This is a genomic window from Flavobacterium hydrocarbonoxydans, assembly GCF_009789235.1.
GTDB lineage: Bacteria > Bacteroidota > Bacteroidia > Flavobacteriales > Flavobacteriaceae > Flavobacterium > Flavobacterium hydrocarbonoxydans.
In genome coordinates, this window is the sequence record NZ_WSTB01000002.1 from 391784 (window position 1) to 406257 (window position 14474).

14 protein-coding genes are annotated in these 14474 nt (G+C 33.8%); 3 read left to right on the forward strand and 11 right to left on the reverse strand.

The window, feature by feature from the left end:
* Positions 1-2 precede the first annotated feature (2 nt).
* Complete coding sequence (locus GON26_RS04785; RefSeq protein ID WP_160373587.1) at positions 3-1532, reverse strand: bifunctional GNAT family N-acetyltransferase/carbon-nitrogen hydrolase family protein; 1530 nt, start codon at positions 1530-1532, stop codon at positions 3-5.
* A 174-nt stretch (positions 1533-1706) separates the two neighbouring features.
* Here GON26_RS04785 and GON26_RS04790 point away from each other — a divergent pair, with 174 nt between their 5' ends.
* Entirely contained in the window at positions 1707-2033 is a 327-nt protein-coding gene (locus GON26_RS04790; protein WP_160373588.1) for a single-stranded DNA-binding protein, read from the forward strand.
* A 225-nt stretch (positions 2034-2258) separates the two neighbouring features.
* A complete protein-coding gene (locus GON26_RS04795; protein WP_160373589.1) occupies positions 2259-2696 on the forward strand; it encodes a hypothetical protein in 438 nt (145 codons plus the stop codon).
* 6 nt (positions 2697-2702) lie between these two features.
* Here the strand turns inward: GON26_RS04795 and GON26_RS04800 are convergent, their stop codons facing one another.
* The 9 genes from GON26_RS04800 to GON26_RS04840 form a co-directional block, all read right to left on the reverse strand.
* Positions 2703-3395 (reverse strand): DUF2461 domain-containing protein, encoded by a 693-nt coding sequence (locus tag GON26_RS04800; protein WP_160373590.1) that lies wholly within the window; start codon positions 3393-3395, stop codon positions 2703-2705.
* A gap of 342 nt (positions 3396-3737) precedes the next feature.
* A complete protein-coding gene (locus GON26_RS04805) occupies positions 3738-4256 on the reverse strand; it encodes a ferritin (protein WP_160373591.1) in 519 nt (172 codons plus the stop codon).
* 133 nt (positions 4257-4389) lie between these two features.
* Entirely contained in the window at positions 4390-5022 is a 633-nt protein-coding gene (locus GON26_RS04810) for a chloramphenicol acetyltransferase (protein ID WP_160373592.1), read from the reverse strand.
* Between the two features lie 614 nt (positions 5023-5636).
* The gene (locus tag GON26_RS04815) at positions 5637-6344 is read right to left on the reverse strand and encodes an HAD family hydrolase (protein WP_160373593.1); all 708 of its coding nucleotides are present in this window, start codon (positions 6342-6344) and stop codon (positions 5637-5639) included.
* A 297-nt stretch (positions 6345-6641) separates the two neighbouring features.
* Positions 6642-7511 carry a DMT family transporter gene (locus tag GON26_RS04820; protein ID WP_160373594.1) on the reverse strand — a complete coding sequence of 290 codons (870 nt, stop codon included), beginning with the start codon at positions 7509-7511 and terminating at the stop codon, positions 6642-6644.
* A 104-nt stretch (positions 7512-7615) separates the two neighbouring features.
* The gene (locus GON26_RS04825) at positions 7616-8710 is read right to left on the reverse strand and encodes an acyltransferase family protein (protein WP_160373595.1); all 1095 of its coding nucleotides are present in this window, start codon (positions 8708-8710) and stop codon (positions 7616-7618) included.
* A gap of 90 nt (positions 8711-8800) precedes the next feature.
* Positions 8801-10237, reverse strand: coding sequence for a hypothetical protein (locus tag GON26_RS04830; RefSeq protein WP_160373596.1), 1437 nt, complete (start codon positions 10235-10237; stop codon positions 8801-8803).
* Positions 10238-10392: 155 nt separating this feature from the next.
* A complete protein-coding gene (metG, locus tag GON26_RS04835; RefSeq protein WP_160373597.1) occupies positions 10393-12450 on the reverse strand; it encodes a methionine--tRNA ligase in 2058 nt (685 codons plus the stop codon).
* 237 nt (positions 12451-12687) lie between these two features.
* On the reverse strand, positions 12688-13131 hold the full coding sequence (locus GON26_RS04840; RefSeq protein ID WP_160373598.1) for a protease complex subunit PrcB family protein: 444 nt from the start codon (positions 13129-13131) through the stop codon (positions 12688-12690).
* Positions 13132-13297: 166 nt separating this feature from the next.
* Between GON26_RS04840 and GON26_RS21555 the strand changes: the two genes are divergently transcribed.
* Positions 13298-13468 (forward strand): hypothetical protein, encoded by a 171-nt coding sequence (locus GON26_RS21555; RefSeq protein ID WP_202110834.1) that lies wholly within the window; start codon positions 13298-13300, stop codon positions 13466-13468.
* An 84-nt stretch (positions 13469-13552) separates the two neighbouring features.
* On the opposite strand, the gene GON26_RS04845 is transcribed toward GON26_RS21555, so the two are convergent.
* On the reverse strand, positions 13553-14455 hold the full coding sequence (locus GON26_RS04845; protein ID WP_160373599.1) for a PhzF family phenazine biosynthesis protein: 903 nt from the start codon (positions 14453-14455) through the stop codon (positions 13553-13555).
* Between the last annotated feature and the right edge of the window lie 19 nt (positions 14456-14474).

The following is a 14474-nucleotide window of genomic DNA, read 5'->3' on the forward strand; positions in this document are numbered from 1 at the left end:
AATTATGGATTTATCTTCCTAATCTCATACAAATCATTCCGTCTGTCTTTCAAAATCCTGACACTTCCGTGCTCGTGCAATTGCTTCAAAAGATTCAAATCGACATCTACAATCAGCGTCATTTCAGTGTTTGGAGTTGCTTCGGCCTTAATTCCATTACTCGGAAAAGCAAAATCCGAAGGCGTAAACACCGATGCTTGCGCATACTGAATATCCATATTATTTACTTTCGGCAAATTCCCTACACAACCGGCAATAGCTACATAACATTCGTTTTCTATCGCACGCGCCTGAGAGCAATGTTTCACTCTTGTATAAGCATTTTGTGTGTCCGTCAAAAACGGAACAAATAAAATATTCATTCCTTCATTGGCCATAATTCTGGAAAGTTCCGGGAACTCGACATCATAACAAATCAGAATTCCTATTTTACCGCAATCGGTATCAAAGGTTTTAAATTCGGAGCCGCCTTTCATTCCCCAATGTTGTACTTCGTTGGGAGTCACATGTATTTTAGTGTACATTTCAGAGGTTCCGTCTCTTTTACATAAAAAACCAACATTATACAAATTACCATTTTCAAGATACGGCATACTTCCGGTAATGATATTGATGTTGTACGAAATAGCAAATTCCTGAAAACGCTTTCTGATAGGATCTGAATAGCGGGCCAGTTCCCGAATGGCTTCGGCCTCAGAAAGATGATTGTAATCGGCCATCAAAGGAGCAATAAACAATTCCGGGAAAAGCGCAAAATCTGCTCCATAACCAGAAACCACATCAATAAAGAATTCAGATTGTTCAAAAAGCGACTCCACATTATTCAGTTGACGCATTTGCCACTGAATCAATCCTAACCGAATGACACTTTTTTCGAGGTTAATCAGTTTTGGACTTTCGTCATAATATACGTTGTTCCATTCCAGCAGCACCGCAAATTCTTTGGACTCTTCATCGCCTTCCAGATAATTTTTGATAATTCTTAAAACGTGAAAATCATTGCTCAGCTGAAACGAAAGCACAGGATCGTGCAATTCTTTGTGTTTGACTTTATCAATATAATTTTTCGGAGTCAGTTTTTTAGAATGCTGTGCGTAATTCGGAATTCTTCCTGCAAAAACAATGGCTTTCAGATTCAATTGTTCGCACAACTCTTTTCGGGCATCGTATAAACGGCGGCCTAAACGCAATCCACGATAATTAGGATGGATAAAAACATCTATTCCGTATAAAATATCTCCGTTTGTATCATGTGTAGAAAAAGTATAATCCCCAATAATCTGTCTGTAATTGTGTTTTTTATCAACTAATTTTTCAGGAACAATCAACGATAAAGCCGAACCAACCACTTTTCCATCGACTAAAATAACCAACTGTCCTTCCGGAAAAATAGAAAGTAATTTCTTGATATCATCTTCCTTCCAATAAGAATCTGCCATCACAGGATATGATTCTACCATGGAGTTTTTGAGCTGCTTGTAGTCGTCTAACTCTAAATTTCGTAATTCAACTTTATTAATCTTGGTTTGCATATTGTACGATTTCTCTCAAATATACAAAAAATATTTCCATTTGCAAACGCTTACAAATAGTTACAACCGAAAGTAAATAGTTTGCTACCGAATAATTTTTGAAAACGTTTGCAATTTTGCCTTGTTGAATTTGACGAACGAATTCATTTATAACAACTTAAAAATTTATACGCCATGAACACATTAAGAAACAAAGTCCAATTAATTGGAAACGTAGGAAACGATCCGGAAATCAAAACATTAGAAAACGGAAAAAAATTAGCTCAGTTGACTATTGCAACCCATGACAGGTACACCAATGATAAAGGTGAAAAAGTCGAGCAAACCGAATGGCATCGTATAACGGCTTGGGGGAAAACAGCCGAAATAATTGAGAAGTTTGTTGCAAAAGGAAAAGAAATTGCCATTGAAGGCAAATTAACTCACAGAAGTTATGACGACAAAAACGGTGAAAAACGCTATATAACTGAGGTGGTTGTAAATGAAATATTATTACTCTAGAATTATATGAATTGATAATATAAAAAAGAATCCGAAAAATTTTGTAGTTTTTCGGGTCTTTGTTTGTAGAATTTAATCGAGTTTATAAAATCACTAAATCAGGGTATTTTACCTACAAATTAAATAGTGTAATTTAGCATACTTAGGCCAGCCATTATATCTGATGTGTTTAATAAGAATAAGATCGGAGTGTTGTTTTTTATCATAAATTTTAATCTAAATGCCATGGATGATGTCGCAAAAAAAATTCTGATTATTCTTTTTTTAATTTTTTTTACTCCAACCTATTCACAGACAGGGGTTAATACCCTTTTCCCTAAAAGCACATTAGATATTAATGGCAATATTTCATTGAAAGTCGTTAATTTAAACGGAAGTAGTTCACCAACGCCCATTAGTGACGGAGTTTATATCTCTCTAAACCCTCAGGCACAAGATCAGGTGTTTAATTTACCCAGCGCAGCTGAGTACCCGGGCAGAATGTATTTTTTAAGAAACGTAAATGCTAATTTCACTGCAGCAGTTTCAACATCAAGTGGCATATTTTATTATAAAAATTCTTCGAATGAAATCAATCCAGCAACTCACTCTTTTTACTTGTACGAAGGACTTCGTTCTGTTATTATAATAAGTGATGGCACAAACTGGACTGTTTTCAATTAAAAAAAATTATAAAACAGAAGCGCCATTTATATCAGTAGTAAGCACTTCGCTCATATAATCAAAAAAGGGCCTCATATTTTTTAATGTTTCTGTTGCTTGTTCTAGAAAATCAGGATTTAGAACTTCATTATCTTCAAAACGTTTAATTACCAAAAATTGTTTGTAGCGAAGCAAATCGATGGCCTCATGATGTACATCATAACCTTTGGGCGCTGTTTTAAGCTGTTCTCCTTGCAAAGTTCCAAAAGTGCTGATAAATGTTTTAGAATTTAATATTTTACGCATTGGTTCGGCATCATGAGCAAATTCACTTCTGATACGCTTTAAGTCTGCTGCATTCGGTCCCCAAAAACCACCGGCCAGAAAACTATTTCCCTGTTCCAGATGAAAATAATAACCACCTCGTCTTGCTTTTGTAGCCCTGGTAAAACTGCCTCCCCAAAAAGTTTTAAAAGGTGTTTTATCTTTCGAAAAACGAATATCACGATAAATTCTATAGACACTTTTTTTGCCGGACGGAGTTTCCAGAACATCGGTTTTGGCAAGCTCCTCAAGTAAAGCGTCTGCAAATGCTTCAATATGTTTTAATTCGTTTAAGTACTCAGGCTTATGTGCCTCAAACCATTGTTTATTGTTATTCTCTTTTAGCTGAATCAAAAAATCAAGACTAGATTCTGGTATTAAAGCCGTGTTATTCATAAGTAAAGTGTTGTCTTTTTTAGAAAGAGGAAAGGTAACGTTTGGACATAAAAAAACCTTCAAATGATGAAGGTTTTTATGCTATATTTTTTAGTAAGTCATACATAGGACAACGCGAACAACGTTTCTTTTCGCTTTTTTTGAATTTCTCACAACAAGTAGATTTACAATTTTCAATCTTCTTGATGTTTTCAAGGATATCTTTATTCTTCTTTTTCTTTTTATCCTTTTTCTTGTCCTTCTCTTTATCTTTCTTGCTCACTTTCTGTCTCAATTATTAAACCGAGACAAATATAAAAGAAAAATGTTATTTTTATGTATTCTAAATAAACTTTAACTTTTTTATTTTGGATTAATTGCAATTGAACTCGTAACTGTTAGTTGTTGAATATCACGATCAAACAAGTATAATCCTCCTTTATCATCTCCAATTAAGTTTATTTTATCCAGGATCGATTTAGCCGTTGCTTCTTCTTCTATTTGTTCCGAAACGTACCATTGCAAGAAATTGTGAGTGGCATAATCTTTCTCTTCAAAAGTAATATGAACCAGTTCGTTGATCGATTCTGAAACAAAAATTTCATGATTATAAAGAGCTTCGAACATTTCTTTGAAAGTTGTGTAACTTGTTTTTGGTGCTTTCAAATCAGTAATTTGAGCATGCCCTCCACGTTCGTTTACATATTTAACCAGTTTTAGCATGTGTGCACGCTCTTCATCAGATTGTGTGTACATAAATTGAGCGATGCCTTCTAGTCCGTGTACTTCTGACCAACAAGCCATAGAAAGATAAGTCTGCGAAGATTCCGCCTCGATACGGATTTGCTTATTTAAAGCTGCTTCAATATTTTTTGATAACATAATTTCGTCTTTTTTGTAAAGTTAAATAATTTTAAGCAATTAAGAAATTGTTCCTTAGGATTAAAAAACAATTCAGATTCAGACTAAATACAAGTCCGTTTTTATTATTTGCTGAAAAAACATTGGTTTCAAGTTAGTTAGCATTCATCAATTCCTGAAAGCAATCCACAAATTGCCCCATGTGCAATCCATCCATTAAACCATGATGCACATGTACAGACATCGCAATGGTTCTTTTGTCATTCTCAGTAATCATCATTTTTCCAAAAGAAATTTTTGGACAACTGTCCGGATAAGTAAAACTTCTTGCATGCGAAAGCGAAGTAAAATTCAGCCACGGAATTGCCGAGAAATGAATCACATTATCATCGTTAAATTCACGGGTAAAAAGCCCTGTCGTATTTTGAATCCGCTCGATTTCGGTTTTAGCGTTTTGCTCAAAAACTCTAAAATCAGGATGATATTCGATTAATGAAAATCCAAACGTTCCATCTTCACGTCCAATTGTTGCCGAAACATCTACACGATCATTACTATATATTTTATCATCAGCAATACGGTATTTAAAATTCTCTATCGAATTAACCGCTACTAATGTTTTGTGCAAATAGTAAATAAAAAATGAAGTATTAAGACTTTTTGCTGTTTGATACGCTCTGGTGCAATCAATTTCAACGGTTGCACCAAAGAAAGGTTCCTCCATTTTTCTAAAATGCTGAAAATGTTCTTTTCTATTCCAGTTTTCTAAGTCTAAAAGTGTTTTCATTATGATATATTATTGCAACGTTGCTGTTTTTAGCCACAGATTAAAATGATTCTAAAGATTTTTTAAAAAACAATCTGTGAATATCTGTTTTAATCCGCGTCACCTGCGGACCATTTTTTAACCACAAATTACACAAATTGACACAATTTTTTTTAACCACAGATTAAAATGATTCTAAAGATTTTTTTAAAACAATCTGTGAATATCCGTTTAAATCCGTTTCCTCTACGGGCCATTTTTAACCACAAATTACGCAAATTGACACAAATTTTTTTTAGCCAAAGATTAAAATGATTTTAAAGATTCTTTTAAAACAATCTGTGAATATCCGTTTTAATCCGTTTCCTCTGCGGGCCATTTTTAACTACAAATTACGCAAATTGACACAAATTTTTTTAGCCACAGATTAAAATGATTCTAAAGATTTTTTTTAAAACAATCTGTGAATATCCGTTTTAATCCGTTTCCTCTGCGGGCCATTTTTAACCACAAATTACGCAAATTGACACAAATTTTTTTTTGCCACAGATTAAAATGATTTTAAAAATTTTTAAAACAATCTGTGAATATCTGTTTTAATACGTTTCCTCTGCGGGCCATTTTTCAGCTCCCGTTTAAACCAGATTAGTAACGACTTCAGTAATTTTTTCGAACGAACTAAAATGTTCGTGTTCTACTTTATGACTGATTTTCTCGTGTTCCCAGGTAGTATGAAACGGAATATGAACGGCATATCCGCCAATTCCTAAAACTGGTAAAACATCTGATTTTAAAGAATTTCCAATCATCAAAAATTCATGTGACTGAATATCCAAACGTCCTAATAATTTCGTGTAATCAATTTCCTGCTTGTCCGACATTACCTCGATATGATGAAAATAATGTCCTAAACCTGAACGATGCAATTTGCTGTGCTGATCTTTCAAATCGCCTTTTGTAGCGACAACCAATTTGTATTTGCCGTGTAATGCCTGCAGAGTTTCTTCAACTCCATCCAAAAGCTCGATAGGTTTCTCCAACAATTCTTTTCCGTATTGGATAATTTTTTCAATCACTTCCAGCGGAATTGTATTGTTCGAAATATTCATAGCTGCTTCGATCATCGATAAAATATATCCTTTGATTCCGTAACCGTACAAAGGCAAATTGTCAATTTCGATTTTAAACAACTCCTGCGAAATCCCCTGATGCGAAAGATAATCTTCCATCAAAGCACAAAATTTGTGCTCGGTTTCTTCAAAATAAGGTTCGTTAACAAACAAAGTATCATCAGCATCAAATGCGATTACTTTAAGGTTTGGGATTTTAGATCTATGTAACATAAGGTTTTTGTTTCAAGTTTCAGGTTTTCTTCGTCACGAATTGCATTAATTTTCTCGATTTTTTTTGCCACAGATTAGAATGATTTCAAAGATTCAAAAAAAAATCTGCTCAATCTGCAGAATCTGCGTGCCATTTTTTTTGTCGCTAGCCGAACGATAGCGAACAGGTAAATCAATTCACGAATTTGCACGAATTAATTTAATCGCAAATTTCACAAATTTTTCTGCCAGAGATTAAAAATAAGTAATCCGCGAATATCCATTTAATCTGTGTCATCAGCGTGCCATTTCTCAATCCTATTTCAGTGAAATAGTCTTTTCGTAAAATGTAATTCGAATTCCTAACAGCAAAATGATACCGCCAATAATCATCTGTAAAGTTATTTGTTCTTCGAGAAACAGCCAAGCCAAAATAGAGGTAATTACCGCCTGACTCAATAAACTCAACGAAACTCTCGTAGCACGCATATGTTGCGTTGCATAACTTACACAAATCCAGGCGCACAACTGGCAAATTACAGCTTGCAAAACCAATACGAACCAACCCGTATTTGAAAATCCTGTAAAAGGCTCATTCAATAAATAACAAACGATTCCGAGGTAAATGCTCGATGCCAGTAAACTAATGGTCATAAACGATAAAACATCAATTTCTGAAAGTACATTTTTGCTGATCAAAAGATAAATCGAATATAAAATACCTGATAAAACCGCAAACAGAAAAGCGTTATCAAAATTCAAATCCATAAAAAAGCTAAAACCTACCAAAGTCACCATTCCGAAAAGTGAAACGGCTGTTCCAATCCAGAAATTGGTTGCTGGTCTTACATTCAAAAAGAAAAAAGACCCAATCCCAACCCAAACCGGAGCTAAATTAGTCAACAATGAAGCCTGTGTTGCACTTGATTCCTGAATGGCAAGATTCCAAACCGAAACATCTGAGCCAAATAAAATGCCGCAAAGAGCCGCTAAAAAGGTCAGTTTTAAACTCGGGATTTTAAAGTTTTTACTCAAAAGCACATAAGGTAATAGCAAAGTCACCGCAATCGCCATTCGGTAAAAAGCCGAAATTAATCCTGGAGCCAACTTCAATTTAATCAAAATTGGAAATATTGAAATACAAAGTATCCCGCAGATTAAGGCTAATCTTGGTTTGGTGAGTTTCATTAGAGTCAAAAAATTTATTTATTACTTAGAATGTTTTAAAAAAATTTGATCTAAGTCTTTCGTGGGAAGCTAAAGTACAAATTTAAACTAAAATCAAACATATTTCAGTGGGTTTGGCCTTCCTTGGAAGAGTTTTTAGTTTTAGCTAAATTTATAAAATATAACTCAATGTAATGATAACTATAGTGAGATATAAGTATAGTAAGAAACATACCTCCAAATAACATAGAAATAGAAAAATACAACCCATAATTTATTTCAATACATTGTAAAAGGGCAAGCAAACATGCTAAAACAATCATGTGAGTACAATATATCGAATAAGATATTTTTCCTAAAAACTGAGGAATTTTACTCCCCAAAAGTATATCTGATAAGAAGTTGTTGTTGTTTTGAAAGAACAAAACAACACCCCAAAGTAAAATTAGACAACTTATTTCCCAATTAAAAAACAAATAAACCAAACAGATTACACTCAAAAAAACAAAAACACAATAGTTATTAGAAGTTTCGAATTTTTTATAAAGTGGCAGTGAAAAATAACCTATTAAAAAGTAAATGATCATATTTGGTAAAAAAGAAGGCTGATTTATATGATGCGTTTTCGAAATATACATTACTACAAGAAAAAACAATAAAAGAAAAGCATTTTGAATCCTGTTTTTTTTATTTAAAAAATAATATAAAAAAGGTATGAAAATATAAAACTGCCATTCTAATGTTAAACTCCATGATTGTCCCATAATACTATAGGTAAAAGGGAATCTGCTTTCAGGGAATATGCCGTGAGACAATGTTAGGTGACTAATAATGTTTAATATTTTGTCAGAGCTATTGTAATACGTTTCTATTTGTTTAATTCTTCCATAAATTTTAGGGCTGTCAAATGGGATCTCTTCTAATGTATTTAAATAGAATTTTAACAGGAGCAATGAGGCAACAAAACAAATTAAATAAATTGGGAATATCCTAAAAGCTCTTCTTTTTAAATAAAAAAAATAGTTCTCGTTTTTTTGAAGCAGTATGTGGGTCACAAATCCACTCAAAATCATAAATACAATTACTGGTAAAGAAGCATTAGTAAAAAAATCTAAAAAAACATTTTTTGTATTGACTGAAGGAAGAAAACACGAAGCATGATATAAAAGCACCCAAAGAGACATATAACCTCTTAGACCTTCTAGATAAGTGTATTTCATGATCTGTCTTTTATTGATTATGGCTGATGTTAGTATAAAATGTGTAAGATATTGAAATTTATGGATATAAGATTTAAAGGTTTATAGTATCTAATCTGCAAATTTTCTAATAATGTATTTTTTATTATTGTTATCGTAATAACCAAGATAGTAATAATCCCCCATTTTGAATAATGTTTGCGAAGACACATCCGAATTATTATCAAAGAAAGTTCTTATTTTATCAAAAGCTAAAGGCTGTAAATCCCCCTTTATATTATTACCTTCACTATCAAATAAACCTTCAATTTTAACCACTTTTTTATTAGAATAAGAGTTAAAACTTTCCATTGTAGGGTTAAGAAATGCAGCACTTACTATGGCACCAATTAATCCAAATTGACTCATGGCTATTTGTCCCGTAGACTGTTGTGCTGCAGAAACACCTCCAAATGTAATTAAGGTATTTTGCCCAATGTGATAACAAGAAAGACCTGAATTTAAATTATTGACCTTTCTGATAAATTGCGAAGTTTTTTCTAAAGTTCTTTTACCTCCAAAGTCTCCACCTTCCTGATAAATTTCAGAATTTTTAAAATCAATTGGTTTAGCTGCATTGGCAAAATATTCTTTTATAATATTATCCTCTAAATCTTTGATTGTGAAATACAAAAGGTCAGATGAAGTTTTTATTTGATAAAGCTTATTGTCAAAATAAAACGAATTTGATTTTAAAAACATTGGATCGCCTGTAATGTAAGGCTTCTTTATCATTTTTTCAGTAGCAGAAAAATTTTCTAAATCGATTATAATAAGTTGCGTATATTCAATATTTGCATCGAACGTTAATACAATTTGCTTATTATTGAAATAACATTTTCTTTTCTTGGCACCATCTGTTAAAGAAGTGGGATTTTCTACATTGATACTCTTTAATGAAAAAGGCGCTTCATAAGGCAACAAGTTTTCTCCTAAAACCCCGTATAAATCTGTTCTTTTGTAATAACTGTCAAAAAAGTGAAATCCCTTTAAGTCAATTATCTTGGTTGTATAAGTTCCGGCATTGTCAAAAATGTGCAACCTTAAATTATTACTGTTTTTGATAACTGTTAAAATGTAAAAATCGTTATTACCACTAAATTTCTCTAATACTTTTTCGTTTTTTAACATTAGCGTATATTGCTTTGTAACTACTTTGCGGTTGGAAAAATCATATAATTGCGAAAAAATATCTTCATAATCATTTGACGACCAAAATAGCTGAGTGTTGTTATGGCTAATGTTATAACCTGCCATTTTATCATAAATCTTAGTATTTGGTCTTTCGGATGAAATACTATCGATAATTTGCATTTTTTCGTCAAGACGGACGGCCTTAACTTTTATTTTGTCACTGATAAATAAAGTAACTTCTTTTTTGGCATCATTTACAGCTTGAAAGATATCACGATTTCTTTTTAATTCGATTGAGGTAGAATTTACAACATCTTGAGAAAATGAAGTAAAAGCACTTAAGAGCAGTGTACTAAAGAAGAAGTTTCTTAACATTTATAATTAGGATTTATTTTTTGAAGGCAAATATCCTACTTTTTTTCAATTATCAATACAGTGACAAATTCTTTTTTATGATTCGTATTCAATGAAAAAGTACTTGACATTATTATGATATAATAACGCCAAGCACTTTTTATATTTACAAACCGCTAGTTTATCGTCTCCCCATTCGCTGCATCAGCATCCGGGTTTACAAAAACCAGTTTTCCTTCAGCATTTGTGGTCATCAGGATCATTCCCTGGCTTTCAACACCACGTAACGCTCTTGGTGCTAAGTTTACTAAAACGGTCACACGTTTTCCTATGATTTCTTCAGGCGAAAAGCTTTCGGCAATTCCTGAAACTATGGTGCGAACATCAATTCCAGTATCTACTTTTAGAACCAGAAGTTTGTTTGCTTTTGGCATTTTTTCGGCTTCAAGAATGGTTCCAACACGTAAATCCATTTTGGCAAAATCCTCAAAATGAATTAAATCCTTCTGTGGTTCTGCTTTTTTGTTTTCGGCGATGTTGGCTGTTTTTGTAGCTTCCAATTTATCTATTTGTTTTTGTATTTCTTCATCTTCTATTTTAGCAAAAAGCAATTCTGCTTCGCCAATTTGGTGTCCGTCAGGAATCAATTCTGAATTCTCAGCAACATCATTCCATTTCAGTTTCCCTTGATTTTTCAGGATATTAGATAATTTATATGCTGTAAAAGGCAAAAATGGTTCAGCCAAAACACTCAAAGCAGCAGCAATTTGCAACGCCACATACATTTGCGTTTTTACGCGCTCTGGATTGTCTTTCATCACTTTCCAAGGCTCTTCATCTGCAAGGTATTTATTTCCTAAACGGGCAACATTCATTAATTCGCCCAATGCTTCACGGAATCTATAACGCTCTACCGAACTTGAAATCACGGCAGGATACGCTTTTAATTCTGCTAAAGTATTTTCGTCAACTTCAGAAAGTTCATTTGGAGTTGGAACAAATCCGTCGTAATATTTATTGGTCAAAACCACCACACGATTAATGAAATTTCCAAAAATAGCTACTAATTCGTTATTATTTCTCGCCTGAAAATCTTTCCAGGTAAAATCATTATCCTTAGTTTCCGGAGCGTTAGATGTTAAGGCGTAACGCAAAACGTCTTGTTTGTCCGGGAACTCTTCTAAATATTCGTGCAGCCAAACCGCCCAGTTTTTAGAAGTCGAAAGTTTATTTCCTTCCAGATTCAAAAACTCATTGGCAGGAACATTGTCTGGTAAAATATAGCTTCCTTCGGCTTTCAGCATCGCAGGGAAAATAATACAGTGAAACACGATATTGTCTTTCCCAATAAAGTGAACCAGTTTTGTATCTTCATCTTTCCAGTACGGTTCCCAGTCTTTTCCTTCGCGGGCAGCCCATTCTTTTGTTGATGAGATGTACCCAATTGGTGCATCAAACCAAACGTATAATTTTTTTCCTTCGGCGCCTTCAACCGGAACATCAATTCCCCAATCCAGGTCACGTGTTACAGCACGAGGCTCTAATCCGCCATCAACCCACGATTTTACTTGTCCGTAAACATTCGGTTTCCAGTCGTTTTTATGACCTTTTATAATCCATTCGTTTAGGAAATCGGTATATCTGTCTAATGGTAAAAACCAGTGTTTAGTCGATTTTAAGATTGGTGTTTCACCCGTAATCGTAGATTTTGGATTAATCAAATCCGTCGCATTCAAAGTCGATCCGCACTTTTCGCACTGATCACCATACGCTTCCGGATTGTCACATTTAGGGCAGGTCCCTACCACAAAACGATCTGCTAAAAACTGATCAGCTTTTGCATCGTATAATTGCTCCGTAACTTCTTCGATAAAATCGCCGTTTTCATATAATTTTCTAAAGAATTCCTGAGCCGTATCATGATGAATCTTAGCCGAAGTTCTCGAATAATTATCAAACGAAATCCCGAAATCAGAGAACGATTTTCTGATAATTCCGTCGTATTTATCAATAACTTCCTGTGGCGTAACTCCTTCTTTTTTAGCTTTCATCGAAATCGCAACGCCGTGTTCATCGCTTCCGCAAATAAACGCAACATCTTTTCCCTGCAAACGCAAGTATCTCGAATAAATATCTGCAGGCACGTAAACCCCCGCCAAATGGCCAATATGAATAGGTCCGTTGGTGTAAGGCAAGGCTGCCGTAATAGTATATCTTTTAGGATTCTGTATCATTTTTCAATTTTATTGAGTGCAAAAATAAGCAATAGAATTGAGATTTCTAAGTTTCACAGAGATTCGCTAAGATTTCACAGAGATTCACTAAGTTTTTTTAAAAGAAATATGAAGTAATTTTTCAGGAGCTATTTCCCGCTATCCGTTACAATCTTTTGTTTTTTAAAGAAAAAAACAAAAGGATTTTCACTTCTATCGGGGCTAGGGCAATCGTTTTCAAAAGAATATTTACCCTAATTATTCGAAAACAATCTCTTTGTTCGTTTTCTTTATCTTGACAATATGAAAGGGTTGCGTTATCACCGAAGTTGCATCGCCTTTCTTCAGGTTTTCAATTTTAATTACGACAGTACCATTATTTTCAGTAATATCAATAATATCTATCGAATATCCTCCACTATATTTAACCTCATCAAAAACAGCGATTATTTGATATTTGGTAAAGTCAATATCAGTTTCCGTAAAGCTATTACTGACATTGCTTCGACTATTCATTTTCGTTATTAAATTATTCCAGTTTTCAGAATCATTTATAACCAAATTTGATTTGGATATACCCTCTTCTCCTCCTCCGTAAAGATTGTTCTTGCCTATTGTATCAACGATTATTGTTTCTGAATCGTCATTACAACAACTGTTTAAGGAAAAAAGAATTATAAAAAATAATACAATTTTTTTCATGGTTTTTTGTTGGTTAGTTATAGGTAATTTTATGATTTTATGATTATTAATAGATTGGGTTCTTTATAAAAGGTTGCTTCGTTTTTTGTTTATTTTAAATTTAACGCGTTGATTTTATGATTATTTACCCGAAATTTGCCAAACAAATAAAATAAGAGTTTAGATCATGGCAAAAGGACCCGAAAAAAACACTAAAAATAAGGCTTTGCATACCAAATTGCTCAACCGCAAAAAGGCTAAGATTCAGGAGGAAAAAAAGCAAAGAGCCTTACGATTGAAAGCCTTGGTTACAAAAATGAATCAGCAAAAAATGGATGAACAATCAGACAACCAGTAAAGCTGATACTGTCTTAAATTGAAAAACCTAAGTTGAAACAGATCCCTTCAAATTGAGATTTGCTATAAATTCTTCAGAAGTTATTTAAATATAAAGCTCTCCACGCATCGTAATAATAGAAGATCCTCCCACCAGAATATCATTTTCTCTGTTCATTACCTCAATGAGCGACGACTGATTCAGTTTTACACCTTGCAAAATCTTGTATTCTTTATTAGGCTGTGTGTATTTACTTTTGGTAAGAAACCCAATTAAAGGTCCGGCAGCTGTTCCGGTAGCCGCATCTTCTTCTATACCAATAATCGGATTAAAAAATCGTGCCTCAGCCACATAATCCTCATCAGGACCGGCTATGGTAAAACAATAGAAACCTTCCGATTTATATTCTTTCGCAATTTCGATTAAGAGTTTGCTGTCCGGAAAGCAGTCGTTGAGCAATTGTGAGTTTCTTACGGGAACCATAGTATGCGCCACTTCGGTCTGAACGATGGTGGGTACCAATTCCTTAATTTCGATATCTTCAATTTTTAGTCCCAGTGCCACGGCTATTTTATAAGTAGGGATCTGCTGACCAATTACAGCTGTTTTTTGATGCATTTGTACCACCGGATATTGGGTAGATGGATCAAAACGAACGGTTATGGGTATCGGGGCATTCTTCATGATGACAAAATGATTGTCATCATCCTGTTCGTCGAAGAGGGGAAGCTTTTTAAGAACCGCCGCACAAACTGCACCCAACAAATTATGTCCTGCACCATCAATCTCAAAACCGATAGGCGTAAACGACCGAACGCGTAATGCTTTGTGTTCTTTGGCATAATACACAAACGAAGTTTCAGAATAACCAAATTCCTTGGCTATATCCTTATAGACTTCTATCGGCAGAACCCCATCTGTAAAAACAACAGCCAGGGGATTTCCTTTGTAACTTATATTCGAGAATACATCTAAAACATAGTATTCTAATGCTATTCTGTCTTTCATCAGGAATGTTTTTAAATGA

What these genes read in the sequence shown, in the direction of transcription:
- GON26_RS04785 (WP_160373587.1), bottom strand. Translation starts at nt 1,532, where the DNA reads ATGCAAACCAAGATTAATAAAGTTGAATTACGAAATTTAGAGTTAGAC.
- GON26_RS04790 (WP_160373588.1), top strand. Translation starts at nt 1,707, where the DNA reads ATGAACACATTAAGAAACAAAGTCCAATTAATTGGAAACGTAGGAAAC.
- GON26_RS04795 (WP_160373589.1), top strand. Translation starts at nt 2,259, where the DNA reads ATGGATGATGTCGCAAAAAAAATTCTGATTATTCTTTTTTTAATTTTT.
- GON26_RS04800 (WP_160373590.1), bottom strand. Translation starts at nt 3,395, where the DNA reads ATGAATAACACGGCTTTAATACCAGAATCTAGTCTTGATTTTTTGATT.
- GON26_RS04805 (WP_160373591.1), bottom strand. Translation starts at nt 4,256, where the DNA reads ATGTTATCAAAAAATATTGAAGCAGCTTTAAATAAGCAAATCCGTATC.
- GON26_RS04810 (WP_160373592.1), bottom strand. Translation starts at nt 5,022, where the DNA reads ATGAAAACACTTTTAGACTTAGAAAACTGGAATAGAAAAGAACATTTT.
- GON26_RS04815 (WP_160373593.1), bottom strand. Translation starts at nt 6,344, where the DNA reads ATGTTACATAGATCTAAAATCCCAAACCTTAAAGTAATCGCATTTGAT.
- GON26_RS04820 (WP_160373594.1), bottom strand. Translation starts at nt 7,511, where the DNA reads ATGAAACTCACCAAACCAAGATTAGCCTTAATCTGCGGGATACTTTGT.
- GON26_RS04825 (WP_160373595.1), bottom strand. Translation starts at nt 8,710, where the DNA reads ATGAAATACACTTATCTAGAAGGTCTAAGAGGTTATATGTCTCTTTGG.
- GON26_RS04830 (WP_160373596.1), bottom strand. Translation starts at nt 10,237, where the DNA reads ATGTTAAGAAACTTCTTCTTTAGTACACTGCTCTTAAGTGCTTTTACT.
- metG (WP_160373597.1), bottom strand. Translation starts at nt 12,450, where the DNA reads ATGATACAGAATCCTAAAAGATATACTATTACGGCAGCCTTGCCTTAC.
- GON26_RS04840 (WP_160373598.1), bottom strand. Translation starts at nt 13,131, where the DNA reads ATGAAAAAAATTGTATTATTTTTTATAATTCTTTTTTCCTTAAACAGT.
- GON26_RS21555 (WP_202110834.1), top strand. Translation starts at nt 13,298, where the DNA reads ATGGCAAAAGGACCCGAAAAAAACACTAAAAATAAGGCTTTGCATACC.
- GON26_RS04845 (WP_160373599.1), bottom strand. Translation starts at nt 14,455, where the DNA reads ATGAAAGACAGAATAGCATTAGAATACTATGTTTTAGATGTATTCTCG.